The organism is Pseudomonas entomophila, from assembly GCF_023277925.1.
GTDB lineage: Bacteria > Pseudomonadota > Gammaproteobacteria > Pseudomonadales > Pseudomonadaceae > Aquipseudomonas > Aquipseudomonas entomophila_D.
This window is the reverse complement of sequence record NZ_CP063832.1, coordinates 2,063,176-2,087,304: the sequence shown is the minus strand read 5'-3', so window position 1 is coordinate 2,087,304 and position 24,129 is coordinate 2,063,176. Positions and strand designations below refer to the sequence as shown.

Below are 24,129 nucleotides of genomic sequence, written 5' to 3'. Positions count from 1 at the left end.
GGGCGAGTCCTTCGGTTCAGTGACGGTGTTGGCGGGTGACCCCGGCGTCGTAGTGGGTGACCACCTGTTGCCAGCCGGCGGCGATCAGCGCGTCGCGGCCCAGGTCGTCGGGGGCCAGGGCGCTGCTGTCGCGGCGTAGCCAGATATCGGGCTGCGCGCCTTCGGCCTGGGGCGGGATCAGCAGGAAGCTGCCGGCCACCTGGGCGTCCTGGCTGCGGCCGAGGTAGGCGCCGCTGGCGAGCTTCGACCACTGGTGCTGGCCACGGCTTTGCTGGCTGGCATCGATAACGAAGGGCGGCAGGCCTTCCTCGGCCAGGGCCTCGACGGCGGGCGCGGCGCCGGTTTCCTCGCTTAACAGGCGGATCTCTTCGACGGCCACCCACAGGTCGGTGTGGATACCTTGCTCGGCGGCGTTGAGGTCGCGCCGGGCGTCGAGCTGGTGGGCGGCGATGGTCACTTCGTCCTCGCGCGCGCCACGCAGGCTCACCACCGTCGCGGCGACCATCAGGATCAGCACGGCGGCCAGCAGCACATACAGGGTTTCATGCCCGGCGCCGGCCGGGCGCACCACCTGGGCGCGGCTCATGGCGCACCGATATCGGCATGGTCGACTTCCACCACGTGGCCGGGGCCGGCGTCGAACAGCACGTAGAACTCACCGTCGGGGCGCTTGAAGGTCAGGGTGGAGTCGTCACCGAGCTTGCTGGCCACCAGCACCTGCTCGTCGTAGCCGATCACGTCCAGGGTCACCCCGGGCGCGCCGCTGCCGTCGGAGAAACCGCCTTTGCAGGTGATCTGCTCGCCGGTTTCGGTGCACTCGCACATCGGGTTGTGCGCCAGGGCTGGCAGGGCGCTGCCCAGCAGCAGCGGCAGGGCGAGCCTGCGCATCAGGTGTTTCATGGTTTGCCTCCTTGTTTCGCGAGCCAGGCCGCGGTGGCCGGCGATGCCTTGGCCAAGGCCACCGAGCCTTGGTGCATGCTGCCGTCCCAGCCTTCGATGGTGATCCAGATCTGCGCGTCGGCGGGGGTGCGCGGCGGAATCGGCAGCGAGGTGCCCATGCGATACGGCGCGCCGAAGAACAGCGTGCCGGCGGCGCGCAGGCTGCGCGGCTTGCCGATGCGCAGGTAGACGGCCTTGACCGGGCCGATGCAGGCCTTGCACAAGGCCGCGTTGAACACCTTGAAGTAACCGGCCGGGCCATCGGCGCGCGGGGCCTCGTCGCGCAGCTCGGCCAGGTCCAGGCTGTAGGGGCCGACCTGGATGGCGCTGATCGGGTTCGCGCCCAGGCCGCTGTCGCCGCGGATCAGCCTGGCGTCGGCGAAGTACTTGGGCATGAACCCCAGCGGGATGAGCAGCAGCAGGATGTTCAGGTGGAAGCGCCATTTCAGCCACAAGCGCTTGAGCGGGCCGTGCGGTAATGCCTGGGCCTGGTTCATGGCTTGGCCTCCAATACGCTGGCCGCATGCGCCTTGCGCGGGCGCTCCTCACGCTTGAGCGCCGCCGCGGTGGCCTGGGCGGTACGCTTGGTCCAGATCAGCAGGCCGCTGAACACCATCAGCGACAGCAGCAAACCGAAGAACGCCCAGATCAGCTTGATCGGCAGGCCACCGAAGTCGCCGGTGTGCAGCGGGCGCATGGACTCGGTGACGAACTCCAGGGGCGAGCGGTCGCCGAGCAGGAACTGGCTGTCGACGGCGCGGGTGTAGGGGTTGACCGCGGCGGTCTGGATCATCAGCGGGTACCAGCTGCGCCCACCCAGGCTGACATGGCTGTAGGCGGTGGCGGGTACCGAGATGAAGCTCACGTCCAGGCCCGGGATGCTGGCCTGGGCAATGCGCGTGGCCTCGTCCAGGTCGATACGCGGGGCCGGCGAGCCGTCCGCGGTGAGCGGCACCTGTTCGCGGACGATGACCGGCACCACGGGCTCGGTGGTAATGCTGATGTGGTTGTCACCCAGCACCGCCTGGATCAGGAACCAGGTGCCGGTGATCGAGATGGTGGCGACGAACCAGATCGACCACACGCCCACCAGGCGGTGCAGGTCGCCCCAGAAAATGCGCGGGCCATGGTTGCGCCGGGGCAGCTTGAAGAAGCCCTTCCAGAACTTCTTGTACACCACCAGCCCGGTCACCAGCGAGGCCAGCATCGGCAGGCCCAGCAGCGAGACCAGGTACCAGCCCCAGCTGTAGCCGTTGGTGAAGGGCACCAGCCACCAGCCGTGCAGGGCGCGGGTGAAAGCCTCGAAGTTGAAGTCCGGGCTCTTGCCCTGGATGGCGCCGGTGTAGGGGTTGACGTACAGGGTCGGCGAGCTGCCGTCGGGGAAGGTTACCCCGGCGTTGAGGGCGAAGTGCGAGCCGTCGGGCTGGTTGAGAAAGCGCACGGCCATGTCCGGCTCGGCCTGGTGCAGGGCGTCGAGTACCTGCTGGAAGCTCAGGCGTTCGGCGGTGTCGTCGGGCTTGCTGGCGCGCACGTCGGGGTTGGCGAGCCAGACGATCTCCTGGCTGACCACCGCGAGCATGCCGGTGAAGCAGACGATCAGGACGAAGAACCAGATCGGCAGGGCAAGCCAGCTGTGCACCAGGAACCACAGTTTGGACTTGGATTTTTTCGGTTGTCGGGCCATCGGTCGTTCTACTGGAAATATTGGGGTCGAGTCACGGCTCAACCTGGAGGGCTGCATTAGATAGGACGGATGAGAATGAGAAACCCGTCTGTTTAAATGAAAGAAAATGTTTCAAGGCGACCGGCGGGCCGTGCCGGCGCGGGTTAATTTTCCCCCTTTGCCATCCGTTTCCCATGGACGACCGAGCTGTCCCGCTCGTTGCCCCTCTTTACGGATGACCGCCGATGAATGCACAAGACGCCCGCAACCTTGCCCGCCGATTCCTTGAATTGCCGCCGCAAAAGCGCAGGATCTTCTTGCAGGCATTGGCCCGGGAGCAGGTCGATTTCGCCCAGTTCCCCCTTGTCGCCGATGTGCAGGCGCCCGAGCGCGGCCTGCCGTCCTATGCCCAGCAGCGCATGTGGTTCCTCTGGCAGTTGGAGCCCGAGGGCGCGGCCTACAACCTGCCCGGCGCGGTGGCGCTGGACGGGCCGTTGGACCGCGCGGCCATGGAACAGGCCCTGGCGTGCCTGGGCGAGCGCCACCAGACGCTGTCTAGCGCGTTCCATCTGGATGGCGAGCGCGGGTTGCAGCAGGTGCCGGCGGCGCAGCCAATGCAGGTGGTGTTCGAGGACTTGCGCGCGCTCGACCCGGCAGCCCGCGAGGCCACCGTGCGCGAGCGGGCCCAGGCCCAGGCGCGCGAGCCGTTCGACCTGCGGCAGGGGCCGCTGTGGCGGGTGCGCCTGCTGCAACTGGAGGCGCAGCGCCACGTGCTGCTGCTGACCCTGCACCACATCGTCTCCGATGGCTGGTCGATGAATGTGCTGATCGACGAGTTCATTCGCTGCTACGACGCCTTCGCCCGTGGCCAGGCCATGCCACTGGCGCCCTTGCCGTTGCAGTACGCCGACTACGCGTTGTGGCAGCGTGCCTGGCTCGAGGCCGGCGAGCAGGCGCGCCAGCTTGACTACTGGCAGGCCGCCCTGGGTGACGAGCACCCGGTGCTGGAGCTGCCTATCGATTTCCCGCGCCCGGCCACACCCAGCCATCGTGGCACGCGCCATGGCTTCGCCATCGACGCGGCGCTGGCCGAGCAGCTGCGCAGCTTCGCCCAGCAGCACCAGGCCAGCCTGTTCATGGTCCTGCTGGCGGCGTTCAACGCCTTGCTCTATCGCTACAGCGGCCAGGCCGACCTGCGCGTCGGCGTGCCCATCGCCAACCGCAACCGCGCCGAGGTCGAAGGGCTGATTGGTTTCTTCGTCAATACCCAGGTGCTGCGCTGCCAGGTGGACGCGGAGACCAGCGTCGCGCAACTGATCGCCCAGGTGCGTGACACCGCCCTGGGCGCCCAGGCGCATCAGGAGCTGCCGTTCGAACGCCTGGTCGAGGCGCTGAAGCTTGAGCGCAGCCTGGCGCACAACCCGCTGTTCCAGGTGATGTACAACCACCAGCCGCTGGTCACCGACCTGACGGCCCTGCAGACCGAATCCGGCATTCGTTTCGGGGTGATCGAGTGGGAAGGGCGCACCACCCAGTTCGACCTGAGCCTGGACACCTGGGAGAAGGGCGGCCGGCTGCACGCGGCGTTGACTTACGCCGACGAACTGTTCACCCCCGAGACCATCGCGCGCATGGCCGAGCACTGGCTCAACCTGCTGCGGGCGATGGTCGCCGACCCGAGCCAGGCCGTTGCGCGGCTGCCGATGCTGGGCGAGGTGGAGCTTGAGCGTCAGTTGCATGCGTGGAACCCGGCAGGTGGCGGCTACGACAGCCTGTCGCGCATCGACCAGTGCATCACCCGGCAGGCCGAGGTACGGCCCGAGGCCTTGGCGCTGGTGCACGGCGAGCGCCGCTACAGTCATGCCGAGCTCGACCGCTGGGCCAACCGCCTGGCCCAGCGCCTGGTCGCCGCGGGCGTGGGGCCGGAGGTGCGGGTCGGGGTGGCGCTGCCGCGCACGCCGCAACTGGTGGTGGCGCTGCTGGCGGTGTTCAAGGCCGGTGGCGCCTATGTGCCGCTGGACCCGGACTACCCGGCCGAGCGGGTGGCCTACATGCTTGAAGACAGTGCTGCGCGCCTGCTGCTCAGCGACGGCGAGGTCGCCGAGCGCCTGGGGTTGCACGACGGTTGCGAGGTGCTGGTGGTGGACGCCGACGAGCAGGCCCTGGCGGCCTGGCCGGCCGAGCCACCGGCCAACCGCGCCTCGGCGCAGAACCTGGCCTACGTGATCTACACCTCCGGCTCCACCGGCCGCCCGAAAGGCGTGGCTATCACCCACCGCAACGTCCTGGCCCTGCTGCACTGGTCGCGCCAGGTCTACCGCGACGAGGATATCCAAGGGGTGTTGGCCTCCACCTCGATCTGCTTCGACCTGTCGGTGTGGGAGCTGTTCGTCACCTTGGCGGCCGGTGGCTACATCGTTCTGGCGCGCAACGCCCTGGAGCTGCCCGAGCTGCCGGCGCGCGACCTGGTGCGCCTGGTCAACAGCGTGCCGTCGGCGATCGCCGCGCTGCTGCGCGGCGGGCAACTGCCTGCCGGCGTGCGCATCGTCAACCTGGCCGGCGAGCCGCTCAAGCAGCGCCTGGTCGATGAGCTGTACGCACTGCCGGGGCTCGAACATGTCTACGACCTGTACGGCCCCTCCGAGGACACCACCTATTCGACCTGGACCCGCCGCCAGGCCGGTGGCCGCGCCAGTATCGGCCGGCCACTGCCGCACACCGCCGCCTACCTGCTGGACAGCCAGCTGCAGCCGCTGCCCCAGGGTTGCGGCGCCGAGCTGTACCTGGCCGGCGCCGGCATCACCCGGGGCTACCTGGGGCGCCCGGCGCTGACCGCCGAGCGCTTCGTGCCCGACCCCTTCGCCGGCGACGGTGGCCGCCTGTACCGCACCGGCGACCTGGTGCGCTACCGCGAAGGCGGCGAGCTGGAGTACATCGGCCGCATCGACCACCAGGTCAAGGTGCGCGGTTTCCGTATCGAGCTGGGCGAGATCGAGGCGCGCTTGCAGGCGCAGGCCAGTGTTCATGAAGTGGCGGTGCTGGCCCCGGACGGGCCCAGTGGTCGCCAGTTGGTGGCCTATGTGGTGCCGGTCGACGCCCAGCTGGTCGAGAATGCCGCCGCGCAGGACACCCTGCGTGGCACCCTGCGCGCCGCCCTGGGCGAGCACTTGCCCGACTACATGGTGCCGGCCGCGATGCTGTTCCTCGCGCGCCTGCCGCTGACCCCCAACGGCAAGCTCGACCGCAAGGCCCTGCCGGCGCCGGACGCGGTGCAGGCGCAGCGTGAGCACGTGCCGCCCAGTGGTGCGCGTGAGCAGGCCCTGGCGCAGATCTGGCAGGCGCTGCTGGGGCTGGAGCAGGTGGGGGCGCTGGACAATTTCTTCGAGCTGGGGGGCGATTCGATCGTCTCCATGCAGGTGGTCAGCCGCGCCCGCGAGGCGGGCCTGGCGCTGACCCCCAAGGATATCTTCCAGTTCCAGACCATCCGTGGCCTGGCCCAGGTCGCCGGGCAGGCGCACACACTGGTGGCGCAGGGGCCGGCCAGCGGCGAGGTGCCGTTGACGCCGATCCAGCACTGGTTCTTCGACCAGGCGATTCCGGCCCGTGGGCACTGGAACCAGTCGCTGCTGCTCGACGCCCAGGCGCCGCTGGACGCCGGCCTGCTGGCCACGGCGCTGGCGCACCTGCTGGCGCACCATGACAGCCTGCGCCTGCGCTTCGTCGAAGGCGCGCAAGGCTGGCGCCAGCACTACGCCGAACAGGCCGGCGAGGTGCTCTGGCTGCGCCAGGCACAGCATGACGCCGAAGCCCTGGCCCACTGCGAAGCGGCCCAGCGCAGCCTCGATCTGGCTGCCGGCCCGCTGTTGCGGGTGATGTTGCTGACCCTGCCCGAGGGCCGCCAGCAATTGCTGCTGGTGCTGCACCACCTGGTGGTCGATGGCGTGTCCTGGCGCGTGCTGCTCGATGACTTGCAGCAGCTGTACCGCCAGTTGCTGGCCGGCCAGCCGGCGCACCTGCCGCTGCGCGGCAGCAGCTACCAGGCCTGGGCCCGCCAGTTGCACGAGGCAGTGCCCCGCTTCAGCGGCCAACTGCCGTGGTGGCAGGCACAGTTGCAGGCGGCGCCAGTGGCCGAGCTGCCTTGCGACAACCGCGCCGGCGCCTTGGAAAACCGCCACGAACAGAAGATCGAAAGCCGCTTTGACGCGCAGCTCACCCGTGAACTGCTGCAGGTGGCCCCGGCGGCCTACCGGACTCAAGTCAATGACCTGCTGCTGACCGCCCTGGCCCGCGTGCTGTGCCGTTGGACAGCAGCACCCGGCGCGCTGATCGAGCTGGAGGGGCATGGCCGCGAGGAGCTGTTCGACGGCCTCGACCTGTCGCGCAGCATCGGCTGGTTCACCAGCCTGCACCCCTTGCTGCTGGTGCCGGGTGATGAGCCGGGCGCGGCGATCATCGCGGTCAAGGAGCAGTTGCGCGCGGTGCCGGACAAGGGCCTCGGCCACGGCCTGCTGCGCCACCTGGGCGATGCCGCGACGCGCCAGGCCCTGGCCGCACTGCCGCAGCCTCGGGTCACCTTCAACTACCTGGGCCAGTTCGACCGCCAGTTCGACGAGCAGGCGCTGTTGCGGCCCGCCACCGCCAGTGGCGGCCAGGCCCAGGACCCACGGGCGCCGCTGGCCAACTGGCTGACGGTGGAAGGGCAGGTGTACGGCGGCGAGCTGGCCCTGCGCTGGGGCTTCAGCTGCGAGATGTTCGCGCCGGCGCGTATCCAGGCCCTGGCCGACGATTTCAGCGCCGAACTGCGCGCCCTGGTGGCGCACTGCTGCGCCCAGGCGCCGGGCCAGGCCAGTGCCTCGGACTTCCCGCTGGCCGGCCTCGACAGCGCAGGCCTGGCCGGGTTGCCGCTGCCGGTCACCCAGCTGGAAGACCTCTACCCGCTGTCGCCGATGCAGCAGGGCATGCTGTTCCACGGGCTCTACGAAACCGCCGGTGGCGACTACATCAACCAGATGCGTGTCGACGTCGACGGCCTGCAACCGCAACGCCTGCGCCAGGCCTGGCAGCAGGCGGTGGACGCCCACGCCATCCTGCGCAGCGGTTTCGCCTGGCAGGGCGAGCTGCCGCGCCCGTTGCAGATGGTGGTGCGCCAGGCTGAACTGCCCTGGCGCGAGCTGGACTGGAGCGGCCGCGACGACCTTGACCAGGCCCTGGTGCAGTTGGCCCAGGACGACCGTGCCGCGGGCTTCGACCTGCATTGCCCACCGCTGTTGAGGCTGACCCTGGTGCGCAGCGGCCCGGAGCGGCACCACCTGATCCAGACCTGCCACCACCTGCTGCTCGACGGCTGGAGCAATTCGCGCCTGCTGGGCGAGGTGCTGCAGCGCTACGCCGGGCAAACGCCAGCGCCGGCCCAAGGGCGCTACCGCGACTACATCCAATGGCTGCAAGGCCAGGACCTGGCGCTTAGCGAGGCGTTCTGGCGCGGCCAGCTGGCGCCCCTGGAAACCCCGACGCGGCTCGCCGATGCCTTGCCCGCGCCACAGGCCGAGGCCGGCCATGGCGACCACTACCAGCGCTTCACCCCAGCTTTCAGCGAGCGCCTGGGCGCCTTCGCCCGGCAGCAGAAGGTCACCGTCAACACCCTGGTGCAGGCGGCCTGGCTGTTGCTGTTGCAGCGCTGCACCGGCCAGGATTGCGTGGCGTTCGGTGCCACCGTGGCCGGGCGCCCGGCGCAGTTGCCGGGCATCGAGCAGCAGATCGGCCTGTTCATCAACACCCTGCCGGTGATCGCCCGGCCCGGCCTGGCCCAGCGCCTGGGCGACTGGCTGCAGCAGGTGCAGGGCATCAACCTGGCCTTGCGCGAGCACGAGCACGTGCCCTTGTACGAGGTTCAGCGCTGGTCGGGGCAGGGCAGCGATGCGCTGTTCGACACCCTGCTGGTGTTCGAGAACTACCCGTTGTCTGCCGCGCTGGCTGAGTCCGCCCAGGCCGGCGTGCGTTTCGGCAAGGTCGGCAACCTCGAGCGCACCCACTACCCGCTGACCCTGGCGGTGACCTTGGGCGAGCGCCTGGAAGTGCACTACAGCTACCTGCGTGCGGCCTTCACCCGCCAGTCCGTGGAAGCCCTGGCGGCCCAGCTCGAATGCCTGCTGACGCAGTTCATCGAAGGTGACGCGCAGGTGCTGGCGGCGCTGGAAACGGTGCCCAGCGATGCGCGCCAGGCCTTGCTGGCGATGCCGCCGGCAGTGCTGGGCAATGACCAGTCGCCTTGGCTGCACCAACTGATCGAGGTACAGGCCCTGCGTACCCCGGATGCCATTGCCTTGGTCGCCGATGGGCAGCCGCTGAGCTACGCCTGGCTGAACGGCCGGGCCAACCAGCTGGCGCACCGGCTGGTGGCCGAAGGGGTCGGCCCCGATGTGCTGGTCGGTATCGCCCTGCCACGGGGCGCCGACCTGATCGTCGGCCTGCTGGCGATCCTCAAGGCCGGTGGCGCCTATGTGCCGCTGGACCCTGAATACCCCGCCGAGCGGCTGGGCTACATGCTCGACGACAGCGGTGTGGCCCTGGTGCTGGGCGACGCCCGTGGCGAGGCCCTGCTCGCCGGGCGTCACGCGCGGTTGCTGCGGCTTGACCAACTGGCCTGCGCGGGCGATGACCCAGGCGCGCCGCAGGTGGCGCTCGACGGCCACAACCTGCTGTGCCTGCTGTACACCTCCGGTTCGACCGGGCGCCCCAAGGGCGTGGCGCTCGAACACGGCGCGCTGCTGCGCCACTTGCTGACCATGCAGCGTTTCTACCGCATCGACAGCGCCGACCGCTTCCTGCACTTCGCCTCGTTGAACTTCGACTGGGGCACCGAGCAGTGGCTGTTGCCGCTGATCAGCGGCGCCCGTTGCATCCTGCGCGGCGAAGGGCTGTGGAGCACCGAGCAGGCGCTGGCAGTGATCGAGCGCGAGCAGGCCAGCCTGGTCTATTTCCCCACCCAGTACGCCTGCCAGATGGCCGCGCTGGCCGCAGGCCAGGGGCGGGCGCCGTCGGTGCGTTCGTTCAACGTGGCCGGCGAGGCGTTCCCCCGCGAAGGCTTCGAGCAGATCCAGGCAGTGCTGCGGCCGCGCTACCTCGTCAACGGCTACGGCCCTACCGAGACGGTGATCACGCCGTTCCTGTGGGAGGCCGAAGGCGATACCCGCTTCACCTCGGCCTACGCGCCGATCGGCCGGCCAGTGGCCGGGCGCAGCGCCTACCTGCTGACCGAGGGCCTGGCGTTGCAAGGGGATGGTTTGGTGGGCGAGCTCTACATCGGCGGTTGTGCCCTGGCCCGTGGCTACCACGCAAGACCTTCAATGACCGCCGAACGCTTCGTCCCGGATCCGTTCGCCAGCACGCCGGGCGCGCGCCTGTACCGCAGTGGCGACCTGGTGCGGCGCCTGGCCGACGGCCAGATGGAGTACATCGGCCGGGTCGATCACCAGGTCAAGATCCGTGGCTTCCGGGTCGAGACCGGAGAAATCGAAGCGCGCCTGCTGGCCCGGGGCGAGGTCGCCGAGGCAGCGGTGGTCGCGGTGCCGGGGCCGTCCGGCCAGCAACTGGTGGCCTACGTGGTGCCGCGCCAGGGCCCGCTGGCCGAGCGCGAGGCCCAGGCCCAGCTGTGCGAAGGGCTGCGCGCGGCGCTGGCCACCGACCTGCCGGACTACATGCAGCCGGCCCACTGGCAGGTGCTGGCGGCGTTGCCGCTGACGCCCAATGGCAAGCTCGACCGCAAGGCCCTGCCGCCGCCTGACACGGGCCTGTTGCAACAGGCCCACGTGGCCCCGCGCAGCGAGCTGGAATGCCTGCTCGCGCGCCTGTGGTGCGAGGTGCTGGAACTGCCGGCAGTCGGCTTGCAGGACAACTTCTTCGACCTGGGCGGCCACTCGTTGCTGGCCACCCAGGTGATCAGCCGGGTGCGCCACACCCTGGGGTTTGACCTGCCGCTGCGGGTGCTGTTCGAAGCCCGCGACCTGGCGCAGTTCGCCGCCGCCGTCGAGCGCGCCGAGGCGCCGGGGCAAGGCGCGCCGGCCCCCGTGTTGCAAGCGCTCGATCCGCGCCAGCGCCAGCCGTTGTCGTTCGCCCAGCAACGCCTGTGGTTCCTCTGGCAGCTGGAGCCGCACAGCTCGATGTACAACATCCCACGGGCCTTGCAGCTCGATGGCGAGTTGAATGTCGACGCGGTGCGCAAGGCGTTCCAGGCCCTGCTGGCGCGCCATTCGGTGCTGCGCACCACCTACGTCCAGGACGGCGGCGACAGCTGGCAGCAGGTGCAGCCGGACATGACGCTGCCGTTCGCCCTGCACGACCTGCGCGAACTGCCCGAGGCGCAGCGCGAGGCCGCCGTGGCCGAGGCGCTGGACCGCGAGGCCCGCGCCCCGTTCGACCTGGTCAACGGGCCGCTGCTGCGCGTGGCCCTGCTGCGCCAGGCCGACCGCCAGCACCTGCTGCTGGTGACCTTGCACCATATCGTCGCCGACCACTGGTCGTTCGGCATCCTGCTGCGCGAGTTCGTCGCCCTCTACGACGCCGCCGTCGCCGCCACGCCGGCGAGCCTGCCGGCGCCGGGCCTGGCGTATCTCGACTTCGCCGTGTGGCAGCGGCAATGGCTGCAGGCCGGGCAGCTGCGCCGCCAGCTGGACTACTGGCAGCGCACCCTGGGCGACGACCATCGCCTCACGCGCCTGCCGGGCACGGCCCAGCCTGGCGTCGCCGGCGGCACCTGCCAGGTGCATGCCTTCGACTTCCCGGCGCCCCTGGCCGAGGCCCTGCGCGCCTGTGCCAAGGCCCGTGGCCTGACCCTGTACATGCTGTTGCTGGCGGGCTTCGCGCTGGTGCTGGCGCAGCGTTGCGACAGCCGCCGCCTGCGCCTGGGCACCGACGTGGCCAACCGTAACCACGCTGGGGTTGAAGAAATGGTCGGCTTCTTCGTTAACCAACTGGTACTGCAGCTTGAGCTGGACGAGCAGGCCAGTGGCGCGCAGTGGCTGGAACGCTGCCGCGACGTGGTGATCGGCGCGTCCGACCACCAGGACCTGCCCTTCGACCGTTTGGTCGAGGCCTTGCGCCTGCCACGCCAGGCCGGGCGTTCGCCGTTGTTCGCGATCAAGTTCATCTACCAGGAGGGCAGCCTGCCGATGCAGGCGCCGCAAGGTTTGCAGGTGACCAGCCGCGAAGCCGGGCAGGGCGCCACGGAGCTGGACCTGATCGCCGAGTTCGTCAACGGCGCCGACCGCCTCACCGCGGCCTTCAAGTGCGACGCCAGCCTGTTCGCCGCCAGCGACATGGCCGACCTGTTCGCCCAGCTGCAAGGGGTGTTCGAGCGCTTGCTGGCCCAGCCCGAGGCGCCGCTGGCCGAGCTGCTGGCCCACGCCGCGCAGGTCCAGGCCACGGCCACGCAGGCGCGCATCGAGGCGCGCCAGGCGCAGCTCAAGGCCCAGCATCCGATGCGCCGGCGCGCACGCGGGGTCGAGCTGCAGTAGCCACAGTCATCGCCGGCGGCCTGCCTGGCCGTCGGCTTCACCGAACGGGAGAGGGAAATGTCCAAGAGCGAGGCGCAAGCCATACCGATGCTGGCCAAGGGGCGGCGCAAGAGTCTGAGCGTGGACCAGGACAGCCTGGTGGAATTCTCGCCGATGTTCGAAGGCAGCAGCCTGCCGTTGCTGTGCACGCCGAAGGTGCCGGGCGTGGGCCTGGCGCAGTGGGCCGGGCAGAACCGCGAACTGATCGAGCGCAAGCTCGACCAGCACGCCACCCTCCTGTTCCGGGGCTTCGCGGTGCAGGACATCAACGAGTTCAACCAGTGCGTCGACGCGATCTCCGGCGGCGCCCTGGAGTACCTGTTCCGCGCCTCGCCACGGACCCAGATCACCCGCTCGCTGAACGTCTACAGCTCCACCGACTACCCGTCTGCCGAGCGGATCTTTCCGCACAACGAGCACTCCTACTCGCCGGTGTTCCCGCTGCACCTGTACTTCTACTGTGACCTGCCGTCGCCCACTGGCGGCGAGACGCCGTTCGGCGATACCCGGCTGATCCTGCCGCGCATCGACCCCGAGGTGCGCGAGGCGTTCGAACGCAAGGGCGGGGTGCTCTACGTGCGCAACTATGGCGACGGCATGGGCCTGCCGTGGCAGACCGTGTTCCAGACCGAGGACCGCGCCGAGGTCGAGGCCTACTGCGCGAAGATCGGCATCACCCCGCAGTGGAAGCCCGGCAACCGCCTGCGCACGCGGCAGAAAGGCCCGGCCATGGTGCGCCACCCGCGCACCGGCGAAGTGGTGTGGTTCAACCATGCCACCTTCTTCAACGCCCTGACCCTGCCGGAAAGCATCCGCGACAGCCTGCGCGCCGAATTCGCCGACGACGACCTGCCGCAGAACACCTTCTACGGCGACGGCAGCCCGATCCCCGAGGCGCATATCCGCCACCTGCAGCAGATCTACCGCGACGTCATGGTCGAGTTCCCCTGGCAGAAGGGCGACGTGGTGATCCTCGACAACATCCTCACCATCCACGCGCGCAACGGTTACACCGGGCCGCGAAAAATCCTCACCGCCATGGCTATTCCGCTGAAGAGCCATGAAGTGGCACTGGGCCAAGGAGTCCAAGCATGACCGCCAGCACCCCCGCAGAAATCTTCCAGGCCTCGGCGCAACAAGTGCTGGTGCTCCAGGCCGAGCAGGGCCAGCCACTGGCCGCCAGGCTGCTGATGGAAACCCCCGCCGGGCTGAACCTGCTGACCTTGGAGCAGGCCCTGCGCACCCTGTGCGAGCGCCACGAGGTGCTGCGTACCCGCTATGTGCAGGTGCCTGGCCTGAAGCTGCCAGCCCAGGAGATTCACCCGCAGGCCAGCCTGCAGGTGCTGGCGGTCGATACCCTGGAGCAGGCCCGCGATCGGCTGGCCCAGGGTTTGGCGCAGTACCCGCTGGTCGCCGCGCTGTGCCCCGGTCAGTTGTTGCTCGGCGTGGCCCTGGCCAGCGCCGACGAACAGGCCCTGCGGCAACTGGCCGACGAGCTCGGGCAGCTGTTGCGCGGCGCGTCGCTGGAACCCTTCGATGCCTTGCAGTATGCCGACTATGCCGCCTGGCAAGGTGACCTGGCGCAGGAGGCCATCGGCCTGGAAGGCCGGGCCTTCTGGCGCGGCCTGCTGAGCAACCTGGCGCAGCCGTTGCCGCTGCCGTTCGAGCGGCGCCAGGCGGGTGCGCAAGTGCCGGTGGCCGAGCAGGCAGGTCACGGCGTGGCAGCCGCCCTGGACGCGCTGGTCGCGGCCGCGCAGGTCGAGCGCGAAGACGCCCTGGCCCTGCTGTGGGGCGCGTTCCTCGCCGAACTGGGGCAGCAACCCGGGCTGGTGCTGGGGCTGGAGGTCGATGGCCGTAATGAACAGCTCGAACAGACGCTGGGGCATTTCGCCCGGCAACTGCCGCTGGTACTGAATTTCGACAGCACCCGTGGCCTGGGCGAGCAATTGCCCGGCCTGGCAGGGCAACTGAGCCAGGCCCGTGCCTGGCTGGATTGCCTCGACGAGGCCGACCTTGGCGAAGCCGCCGTGCCGGCCTATGCCTGCGGTCTGCGTGACCCCGCGCCGGACAACCGTGTACAGCTGGAACTGGACAGCCCGCGCGCGCAGAAGCTGCTGTTGCGGTGCGATGGTCAGTTGTTGCGCCTGTCCAGCCCGGCCGGCCGCTACGCCGTCGAGCAACTGGCGGCCTGGCTGGCGCAGTTCGACACCTTCGCCGGCGCATTGGCCAAGGACCTCGACCAACCCCTGGCGCGCCTGGCCACGGTCGACGCTGCACAGCAGGCGCAATTACTCGCGTGCTTCGACCGCACCGATGCGCTGGATAGCGTGCCAGGCCAGACCCTGCACGGCCTGTTCGAGCAGGCTGCGGCCAAGCTGCCGCAGCACATCGCCCTGCAGGTGGGCGAGCAGACCCTCGACTACGCCACCCTCGACCAGCGCGCCAATGGCCTGGCCGCCGTCCTGCGCCAGCGCGGCGTCTGTGCCGACAGCGTGGTAGCGGTGTATGGCGAGCGTTCGGTGGAAATCGTCGTCACCCTGCTGGCCATCCTCAAGGCCGGCGGCGCCTACCTGCCGCTGGACCCCAGCTACCCGGCCGATCGCCTGTCGTTCATGCTTCACGACGCCAAGGCCCACTGCCTGATCACCTTGCGATCGCTGGCCGAAGGCATCGAAGTGGCCGACGGCGTCGAGCGCCTGGCCCTGGAAGGCGGCCTGCCACCCGCCCAGGCCGAGGCGCCGCACGCGCCCATCAGCGCCGCTAACCTGGCCTACGTGATCTACACCTCCGGCTCCACCGGCAAGCCCAAGGGCGTGATGATCAGCCATGCCAACGCCTGCGCCTCGACCCGTGCCCGGGCGGCGTTCTACCAGGCGCCGCTGCGGCGCTTCCTGATGCTGTCGTCGTTCTCCTTCGACAGTTCCGTGGCCGGGATCTTCTGGACCCTGGGGCAGGGCGGCACGCTGTACCTGCCCGAAGAGGAGGCGCACAAGGACCCGGCGCGCCTGGCGGCACTGGTCGAAGGCGAGGCGATCAGCCACTTCCTGGCCTTGCCGTCGTTCTACGCGCAGATCCTCGAACACCTGCGCCAGCCCGAGCTGGCCTGTGTGATCGTGGCCGGCGAAGCCTGCCCGGTGGACCTGCCGGCCGCCCATTGCCAGCGTCTGCCGCAGACCTTGCTGGTCAACGAATACGGGCCGTCGGAGAGCGCGGTATGGTGCTCGGCCCATGCCGTGGAGCCGCAACCGCCCCACGCGCGTATCTCGATCGGCGGCGCCATTGCCGGCGCGCGCCTGCGGGTGCTGGACCGCGACGGCGAACTGGCCGGCTTCGGCCGTGAAGGCGAGCTGTTCGTCGGCGGCCCGGGCCTGGCCCGGGGCTACCTGCAGCGGCCCAGCCTGACCGCCAGCCGCTTCGTGCCCGACCCGTTCGCCCGCACCCCGGGCGAGCGCCTGTACCGCACTGGCGACCGGGTCAGCCCGGGCACCGACGCGACCCTGGACTACCTCGGGCGCCTGGATTACCAGCTCAAGCTGCGCGGTTTCCGCGTTGAATTGGGCGAGATCGAGGCGCGCCTGGCGCAGTTGCCGGATGTGCGCGAGGCGGCGGTCGTCGTGCGCCAGACCGGTGGCGGCGCCCAACTGGCGGCGTTCGTGGTGCTGGCCGAAACTGCCGCGGGTGGCGTGGAGATCCAGCTGTTGGAGCGCCTGCGCGAACAGCTGCCGGAGTACATGGTGCCGGCCTACCTGCGGGCGCTCGAGCGCTTGCCGCTGACCCCCAACGGCAAGCTCGACCGCAACGCGCTGGCTGCCGTGCAGGCCGAGAGCCGCGAGTACCAGGCACCGCGTAACGAACTGGAAGCGACCCTGGCGCAGATCTGGCAGGAGGCCCTGCAACTGGAGCGGGTCGGTGTGCACGACAACTTCTTCGCCCTGGGCGGCCACTCGCTGCTGGCCACGCGCATCCGTTCGCACGTGCAGGCGCAGTTGAACCTGGACCTGCCGCTGCGGGTGTTCTTCGAGGGCGAGACCGTGGCCTTGCTGGCCGAGCAGGTCGAGCGACACCGCGGCTCCGGCGCCAGCGACGCCAAGGCCGATGCCCTGGAAGCGCTGTTCGATGCGGTGGAGGACGTATGACCCAGCTGTCCGACCGCATGCAGGCCCTGGCCAGGCGCTTCGCCGCCCTGGCCCCGCAGGAGCAGAAGGCGCTGCAAGGGCGCATGCGTGAACAGGGGTTGTCGTTCGACTTGCTGCCGATCCCGGCACGCGAGGACGACCAGCCGGTGCAGGCGTCGTTCGCCCAGCAGCGCCTGTGGCTGCTGTGGCAGCTCGACCCGCAGTCCAGCGCCTACAACCAGCCGGCGTTGCTGCGCGTGCGCGGTGACTTCGACCGCCAGCGCCTGGCACGCAGCCTGCGGGCGCTGGTGGCGCGCCACGAAGCGTTGCGCACCAACTTCCGCCAGGACGAGCAGCGCGTGCTGCAGGTGATCCATGGCCTGCGCGATGTCGAGGTGGACGAGCAGGACCTGCGCCAGGCCGGCGCCCAGCACTTGCAGGAGGCCATCGCCGAGCGCTCGGCACGGCCGTTCGACCTGGAGCGCGACCTGTTGCTGCGCGCCAGCCTGCTGCGCACCGGCGAGGCGGAGTGGGTGCTGGTGTTCTGCACCCACCACATCGTCACCGACGCCTGGTCGATGCCAATCCTGGTCAATGAGGTGCTGGGGCACTACCAGAGCCAGGCCGACGTCGCACCGCTGGCTATCCAGTACGCCGACCACGCCCGTTGGCAGCGCCTGTGGCTGGAGGCCGGCGAGGCCGAGCGCCAGCTGGGCTACTGGCGTGAGCGCCTGGGCGCGGCGGACGACGCGCTGGAGCTGCCGTTCGATCACCCACGCCCGGCGCGCCGTGGCCAGCAGGGCGCGCGGCTGGCCGTGGCCTTGCCCGATGGCCTGGGCGCGTCGCTGCGCCGGGTCGCCGCCGAGCATGGCTGCACGCCGTTCATGGTGCTGCTGGCCAGCTTGCAGGTACTGCTGTTGCGCTACAGCGGCAGCGAGGTGGTGCGGGTCGGCACGCCGGTGGCCAACCGCACCCGCGCCGAAGTCGAGGCGCTGATCGGCTTCTTCGTCAACACCCAGGTGCTGCAGGTCGAGCTGGATGGCCGCCAGCCCTTCAGCGCGGTACTGGCCCAGGTGCGCCAGCGGGTGATGGAGGCCCAGGCCAACCAGGACCTGCCGTTCGAACACCTGGTCGATGCCCTGCAACCGCAGCGCAGCCTCGACCGCACGCCGCTGTTCCAGGTGCTGTTCAATCACCAGGCAAGCCGTGGCGAAGCGGTGAGCTGGCAACTGCCCGGCGTCGAACTGGCGCCGCTGGAGCTGACCACCGAGTTCGCCCGTTTCGACCTGACCCTGAGCACCGAGGAGCAGGGCGAACAACTCAAGGCATCGTGGCTGTACGCCTGCGACCTGTTCGAGGCCGCCACCATCGAGCGCCTTGGCCAGCACTGGGCGCGGTTGCTGGAACAGGCCCTGGCCGAGCCCGGCCAGGCCATCGAGGCGCTGCGCCTCGAAGTGCCGATCGTGCCCGCCCAGGCCGAGCCGGCAACCGCAGCCAGCACCTGGCTGCACCAGCGTTTCGCGGCCCAGGCCGCGGCGCACCCCGAGCGCCTGGCACTGGTCGACGGCCCGCGCTCGCTGAGCTATGCCGCCCTCGACGCCCGTGCCAATCACTTGGCCGCGCGCTTGATCGAGCGCGGTGTAACGCCCCGTTCGCGGGTGGCGTTGAGCGCCGAGCGCCGCCTGGAAACCCTGGTCGGCCTGCTCGCCGTGCTCAAGGCCGGCGCCTGCTACGTGGCCCTCGACCCACAGTTCCCGCGTGAACGCCTGGGCCAGATGCTCGAAGACAGCGGCGCGCAACTGGTCTTGGCACCCGCTGACCAGCTCGCACGCTTCAGCGGTTTCGACGGTGTCGCCACCTGCCTGCTGGACGATGCCCTGCAAGCCTCGGAGCGCACCGAGGCAGCTCCGGCCATCGACGTGTTCGGCGACGACCTGGCCTATGTGATCTTCACCTCAGGCTCCACCGGGCGGCCTAAGGCGGTGGGTGTGGGCCACGGTGCCCTGGCCAACTACCTCGACGGCATCGAACAACGCCTGCCGCTGGCCGACGTGCGCAGCATGGCGCTGGTTTCGACCCTGGCGGCCGACCTCGGCCACACCGTGTTGTTCGGCGCCCTGGCGACGGGCCGTACCCTGCACCTGGTGGACGCCGACACGGCGGTCGACGGGCAAGCATTCGCCGCGTACATGCGCGAACATGCCGTCGACGCGCTGAAGATCGTACCTTCGCACCTGGGCGCGCTGCTGGCCGGCGACAATGCCGCCGTGCTGCCGCGCCGCTGCCTGGTACTCGGCGGCGAGGCTAGCCCGCCCGCCTTGCTGCAACGCATCCGGGCCCTGGCGCCGCAGTGCCGCCTGGCCAACCATTACGGCCCGACCGAAACCACGGTCGGGGCCTTCACCTGCCAGCTCGACGATGTGCGGGTCGCGCCGCCCCTGGGCGCGCCGTTGCCCAACCTGCGTGCCCATGTGCTCGATGCCGCCTTGAATGCGGCGCCGGTCGGTGGCCAGGGCGAGCTGTACATCGGTGGTGCCGGCCTGGCCCGGGGCTACCTGGGCCAGCCGGGGCTGACCGCCGAGCGTTTCGTGCCCGACCCGTTCGGCGCGGCCGGGCAGCGCCTGTACCGCACCGGCGACCGCGTGCGCCAGTATGCCGACGGCGCCTTGCGCTACCAGGGCCGCGCCGACCAGCAACTGAAGATTCGCGGCTACCGGGTCGAGCCCGGCGAAATCGAACGCCAACTGCTCGCCCATCCTGCGGTGGGTGAGTGCGTGGTGCTCGGCCAGCCCGGCGCCAACGGCCTGCAACTGGTTGCCTATGTGGTGGCCAAGGGCGCCGAAGTGGTGGCTGCCGATGCGCTCAAGGCGTTCCTGCGCGAGCGCGTCTCGGCGCACCAGGTGCCGGCCCATGTGCTGGCACTGGCGGCGCTGCCGCTGACCGCCAACGGCAAGCTCGACCGCCGCGCCTTGCCGTTGCCGCAGGCGAGGGCCGTGGCCGGTGAAGCTGACCAGGGCAACGCCCGCGAACAGCGCATCGTCCAACTGTGGGAGGGCATCCTGCGCCGTGGCCAGATCGGCCTGGAGGACAACTTCTTCGAGCTGGGCGGCGATTCGATCGTGGCCATCCAGCTGGTCAGCCGCGCCCGCGCGGCGGGCATCGACTTCAGCGCCCGCGATGTGTTCGAGCACCAGACGGTGCGCAGCCTTGCCGCCCATGCCCGGTTCGACCAGGCGCGGCAGGTGGTCGAGCAGGGCCCCGTCGAAGGCCCCTGTGTCCTCTTGCCGATCCAGCAGGCCTTCTTCGCGGCCGCCCCGGTGGCGCCCGAGCACTGGAACCAGTCGCTGCTGCTGCAGCCCCGCCAGCCCTTGGATGGTGAGCGGCTGGGCAGGGCGCTGGAGCAGCTGTGGCGCCACCACGATGCCTTGCGCAGCCGTTTCAGCCAGGGCGCCGAAGGCTGGCAGGCCGACCTTGGTCCGGCCGACCAGCCCGTGGCGGCGTTGTTGTGGCCGCGCGAGTGTGCCGCTGCCGATGAGCTGCAGGCGCTACTCGAACAGGCCCAACGCAGCTTTGACCTGGCCCGGGGTGATGTGGTGCGCGGCGTGTTGGCGACCCTGGCCGATGGCAGCCAGCGCCTGCTGCTCTGCGCCCACCACCTGGTGGTCGACGGCGTGTCCTGGCGCGTCCTGCTGGAAGACCTGCAGGCCTGCTACGAGGCCTTGGGCGAAGGGCGCGTCGCGACGTTGCCGGCGCGGGGTGCCTCGGTGCAGCAATGGGGCGCCGCGCTGGCCGAATGGGCCAGGGCCGAGCCGCAGCGGGCCACATTGGACTACTGGCTGGCGCAACTGCCGGCGCCAGGCGAACGCTTGCCCGGCATGTTGAATGAAGGGCCGGCGTTCAGCCGTGATCGTGGCGTAGCCACCACGCGCCTCGCCGCCGACGTGACCGCCGACCTGTTGCAACGCGCCGCGGCCGCTTACCGCACCCAGGTCAACGACCTGCTGCTCACGGCCCTGGCCTGCGTACTCTGCCGCTGGACCGGGCAGGCGTCGGTGAGCCTTCAGCTCGAAGGCCACGGCCGCGAGGACCTGGGCGACGGGCTGGACCTGTCGCGCACCCTGGGTTGGTTCACCAGCCTGTTCCCGGTGCGCCTGTCGGCGGCGGCGGACCCGGCCGTCGCGATCAAGCAGGTCAAGGAGCAACTGCGCGCGGTACCGGGGCGCGGCCTGGGCTTTGCCGCCCTCAAGTACCTGGGCGACAGTGCCGACCGCGAACGCCTACAAGCGCGGCAGACGCCGCGCATCACCTTCAACTACCTCGGCCAGGTCGACGGCACGTTCGCCGAGGACGCCTTGTTGCGCCCGGCACCCGAGGACAAGGGCGCCGAGCGTGACCCGGCGGCGGCCCTGGGCAATTGGTTGACTGTCAGTGGCCAGGTCTACCAAGGGGTGCTGGCACTGGAGTGGACCTTCAGCACGCGCATGTTCGACCCAAGCGAGATCCAGGGCCTGGCCGATGCCTACGCCGAGGCGCTGGCGCGCCTGGTCAGCCACTGCCTGGACACCCGCGAAGGCGCGCTGACGCCATCCGATGTGCCGCTGGCCGGGCTCGACCAGGCGGCCCTGGATGCCTTGCCGCTGAACCCGCGCGAGGTCGTCGACCTGTATCCGTTGTCGCCGATGCAGCAAGGCATGCTGTTCCATTCGCTGTACCAGGCCCAGAGCGGTGCCTACATCAACCAGTTGCACGTGGCGGTCGAGGGGCTGGATGTCGAACGCTTGCGCCAGGCCTGGGAACGCACCGTGCAGGCCCACGATATCCTGCGCAGCGGCTTCCTCTGGGGCGATCAGCAAGTGCAGCCGTTGCAGGTGGTCCAGCGCGAGGCGGCGCTCGACCTGCTGGTGCTCGACTGGCGCGGGCGCGCGGACCTGGACGCCGCGCTCCAGGCCTTGTGCGCCGAGCAACGGGCCACGGCGTTCGACCTGCGTCGCGCGCCGCTGCTGCGCCTGCGCCTGGTACGCACCGACGAGGCAAGGCATGTGCTGGTCTACACCCATCACCACATCCTCATGGACGGCTGGAGCAGCGCCCAGGTGATGGGCGAGGTGATGCAGCGCTACCACGGCCAGGCACCGCTGCAGGCGACGCAGCCGTACCGTGAATACATCCGCTGGCTCCAGGCCCAGGACCCGGCTGCGGCCGAGGCCTACTGGCTCGGACAACTGGCGCCGTTGCAGGCGCCGACCCGGCTGCTCGACAGCCTGGTCGGGCAGGGTGGGTTGCACGAAGGCATGGCCCATCTCGACAAGGCCCTGGATGTGGCGCAGACACGGCGCCTGGAAGCCTTTGCCCGCGAGCAGCGGGTGACGCTCAACACCCTGGTGCAGGGCGCCTGGACCTTGCTGCTGCAACGCCTGACCGGGCAGGACACGGTGTGCTTCGGGGTCACCGTCGCCGGCCGCCCAGCGCAACTGCCGGGCATCGAGCAACAGATCGGCCTGTTCATCAACACCCTGCCCATGGTCGCCAGCCCGTCGCCTGCGCAGGCTTTGGGCGACTGGCTGCGCGCGTTGCAGGCGGCCAACCTGGCCATGCGCGAGCACGAGCACACGCCGCTGTACGATATCCAGCGCTGGGCCGGGCAGGGCGGCGAAGCCTTGTTCGACCATATCCTGGTGTTCGAGAACTTCCCCATGGCCGAAGCCCTCGAGCAGGCCGGTGGCGAGCTGCGCTTCGGCGAGGTGCATCAGCATGAGCGCACCAACTACCCGCTGACCGTCGCCGCCGGGCTGGGCCAGACCCTGCAATTGCAGTTCAGCCACGACCTGGCCGCGTTGTCCGGGACCGCCGCCCAGGCACTGGCCGACCAGCTGTGCACCCTGCTGCTGGCCATGGCGAACTCGCCCGCCCAGGCGCTGGGCGAGCTGGCATTGCTGGACGCGCCACAAGCGGCGCGACGCCTCGCCCAGGAACGGCTGCGCGTGGACGAGGGCAACGACCTGATGCCGGTGCACCTGCGCCTGCAGGCGCAGGCGGCGCGTACGCCACAGGCCTGTGCGTTGATCTGTGGCGAAGAGCGCCTGAGCTACGGCGAGCTGAACCGCCGGGCCAATCGCCTGGCACATGCCCTGCGCGCCCGTGGCGTGGGCACGGAGACGCTGGTGGGGATCTCCCTGGCACGTGGCGCCGAGCTGGTGGTGGCGGTGCTTGCGGTGCTCAAGGCCGGCGCCGGGTACGTGCCGCTGGACCCGGACTACCCGCAGGAGCGCTTGCTGGCGATGGTCGAGGACAGCGCCATCGGCCTGTTGCTCGGCGGCCAGGACCAGGTGCGGCGCTTCGCGGCGTGCCCGGTGCCGGCGCTGGACCTCGACGCGCCATTGGAACACACCGACGAGACCGACCTGCCCTGGACCGGGCTGGTCGACAGCCTTGCCTACGTGATCTTCACCTCGGGCTCCACCGGGCGGCCCAAGGGCGTGGCGATCAGCCACCGCGTGTTGGCCCGGCACACCGACGCGGCCATCGACATGCTTGGGCTGACGGCCAGCGATCGGGTGCTGCAGTTCGCCACCTTCAACTTCGACCCGTTCGTCGAGCAGCTGTTCTCCACCCTGGCGGTGGGCGCCACCCTGGTCATGCGTGGCCAGGCGGTATGGAGCAGCACGGCGTTCGTCGAGGCGGTCACCCAGCATGGCCTGAGCGTGGCCAACCTCAGCACCGCCTACTGGGCGACCATCGCCCGCGATCTCGCCGAGGGGCCGGCCCAGGCGTTGTCCAGCCTGCGCCTGGTGATCTGCGGCGGCGAGGCGATGGCGGCCAGTGCCGTGCAGGACTGGGCACGCGCACTGCAACGACCGATCACCCTGCTCAACGCCTACGGCCCGACCGAGGCCGCGGTCACCGCCACGGTGCACGACTGCACGCCGTGGCTGGCGGCCGCTGGCAGCGCACCGGCGGTGCTGCCGATCGGCCAGGCGCTGGGTGGGCGTGCGCTGTACCTGGTCGATGACCAGGACCTGCCGGTGGCCGACCATGGCCGTGGCGAGGTGTGCATCGGCGGCGAGCTGCTGGCCCGCGGTTACTACGGCAAGCCGGGGCTCACCGCCGAACGCTTCGTGCCGGACCCGGCCGGCACGCCCGGCAGCCGCCGCTACCGCACCGGCGACCTGGCCTGGCGCGACGGCGACCAGGCGCTGTGCTACCTCGGGCGTGGCGACCAGCAGGTGAAGATCCGTGGTTTCCGCGTCGAGCCCGCGGAGATCGAGGAGCGCCTGCTGCAGCACGCCCAGGTGCGCGAGGCGGTGGTGCAGGTGCACGGCGCTGCCGGTGGCCCGCAGCTGGTTGGCTACCTGGTGCTCGACGGCGCGGTCGAGGAGGGCGTGCTCAAGGCCTGGGTCGCGGCCAGGCTGCCCGGCTACATGGTGCCGGCGCGGTTGATGGTGCTCGAGCGTTTGCCCACCAGCCCCAACGGCAAGCTCGACCGCCGTGCCCTGCCGGCACCCGAGGCGCAGGCGGCACGCACGCACCGGGCACCCCAGGACGACCTGCAGCAGCAGGTGGCGGCGATCTGGCAACAGGTGCTGCAGGCCGAGCAGGTCGGGCTGGACGACAACTTCTTCGAACTGGGCGGCCACTCGTTGCTGGCGACCCAGGTCATCGTGCGCCTGCGTGGGCAGCTGGGGGTGGAGGTCACCCTGGAGACGCTGTTCCTGTCAGGCACCCTGGAGGCGTTCTGTGACCACGTGCGCGACCTGCGCGGCGCGGCCCGGCCCGTCGAAGACGAATTGGCTAAATCTTTGGAGGCACTCAAACGTTTATCAAGCGCAGAGCTTGAAAAGCTGATTTCCTAAGAGGAGTGTTG

At 70.1% G+C, this 24,129-nt stretch carries 8 protein-coding genes; 4 read left to right on the top strand and 4 right to left on the bottom strand.

The genetic code is table 11. From position 1 onward, the window contains the following. Nucleotides 1–16: 16 nt before the first annotated feature. The 4 genes from IM733_RS08925 to IM733_RS08910 are packed head-to-tail and all read right to left on the bottom strand — an operon-like array spanning nt 17 to nt 2,623. Nucleotides 17–586: a DUF6162 family protein gene (locus tag IM733_RS08925; protein WP_248920527.1), complete on the bottom strand. Its 570-nt coding sequence runs from the start codon at nt 584–586 to the stop codon at nt 17–19. Beyond that, on the bottom strand, nt 583–900 hold the full coding sequence (locus IM733_RS08920) for a hypothetical protein (protein WP_248920526.1): 318 nt from the start codon (nt 898–900) through the stop codon (nt 583–585). The genes IM733_RS08925 and IM733_RS08920 overlap by 4 nt, the downstream gene beginning before the upstream one ends. Then, nucleotides 897–1,436 (bottom strand): thiamine pyrophosphate-binding protein, encoded by a 540-nt coding sequence (locus IM733_RS08915; protein ID WP_248920525.1) that lies wholly within the window; start codon nt 1,434–1,436, stop codon nt 897–899. Before IM733_RS08915 ends, IM733_RS08920 begins: the two co-directional genes overlap by 4 nt. Beyond that, nucleotides 1,433–2,623, bottom strand: coding sequence for a PepSY-associated TM helix domain-containing protein (locus IM733_RS08910; RefSeq protein WP_248920524.1), 1,191 nt, complete (start codon nt 2,621–2,623; stop codon nt 1,433–1,435). Before IM733_RS08910 ends, IM733_RS08915 begins: the two co-directional genes overlap by 4 nt. Before the next feature lie 224 nt (nt 2,624–2,847). Between IM733_RS08910 and IM733_RS08905 the strand changes: the two genes are divergently transcribed. From IM733_RS08905 to IM733_RS08890, 4 genes are read left to right on the top strand one after another with little or no spacing between them, the layout of a single operon-like run. Further along, a complete protein-coding gene (locus IM733_RS08905; RefSeq protein ID WP_248920523.1) occupies nt 2,848–12,114 on the top strand; it encodes a non-ribosomal peptide synthetase in 9,267 nt (3,088 codons plus the stop codon). A 57-nt stretch (nt 12,115–12,171) separates the two neighbouring features. After that, nucleotides 12,172–13,248, top strand: a complete 1,077-nt coding sequence (locus tag IM733_RS08900) for a TauD/TfdA family dioxygenase (RefSeq protein WP_248920522.1) — start codon at nt 12,172–12,174, stop codon at nt 13,246–13,248. Then, nucleotides 13,245–16,289, top strand: coding sequence for a non-ribosomal peptide synthetase (locus tag IM733_RS08895; protein WP_248920521.1), 3,045 nt, complete (start codon nt 13,245–13,247; stop codon nt 16,287–16,289). Before IM733_RS08900 ends, IM733_RS08895 begins: the two co-directional genes overlap by 4 nt. Further along, nucleotides 16,286–24,118, top strand: coding sequence for a non-ribosomal peptide synthetase (locus IM733_RS08890; RefSeq protein WP_248920520.1), 7,833 nt, complete (start codon nt 16,286–16,288; stop codon nt 24,116–24,118). The genes IM733_RS08895 and IM733_RS08890 overlap by 4 nt, the downstream gene beginning before the upstream one ends. Nucleotides 24,119–24,129: the final 11 nt, after the last annotated feature.

Coding starts and splice junctions, on each gene's coding strand:
- IM733_RS08900 (WP_248920522.1), top strand. CDS start 12,172: ATGTCCAAGAGCGAGGCGCAAGCCATACCGATGCTGGCCAAGGGGCGG.
- IM733_RS08915 (WP_248920525.1), bottom strand. CDS start 1,436: ATGAACCAGGCCCAGGCATTACCGCACGGCCCGCTCAAGCGCTTGTGG.
- IM733_RS08890 (WP_248920520.1), top strand. CDS start 16,286: ATGACCCAGCTGTCCGACCGCATGCAGGCCCTGGCCAGGCGCTTCGCC.
- IM733_RS08895 (WP_248920521.1), top strand. CDS start 13,245: ATGACCGCCAGCACCCCCGCAGAAATCTTCCAGGCCTCGGCGCAACAA.
- IM733_RS08920 (WP_248920526.1), bottom strand. CDS start 900: ATGAAACACCTGATGCGCAGGCTCGCCCTGCCGCTGCTGCTGGGCAGC.
- IM733_RS08910 (WP_248920524.1), bottom strand. CDS start 2,623: ATGGCCCGACAACCGAAAAAATCCAAGTCCAAACTGTGGTTCCTGGTG.
- IM733_RS08925 (WP_248920527.1), bottom strand. CDS start 586: ATGAGCCGCGCCCAGGTGGTGCGCCCGGCCGGCGCCGGGCATGAAACC.
- IM733_RS08905 (WP_248920523.1), top strand. CDS start 2,848: ATGAATGCACAAGACGCCCGCAACCTTGCCCGCCGATTCCTTGAATTG.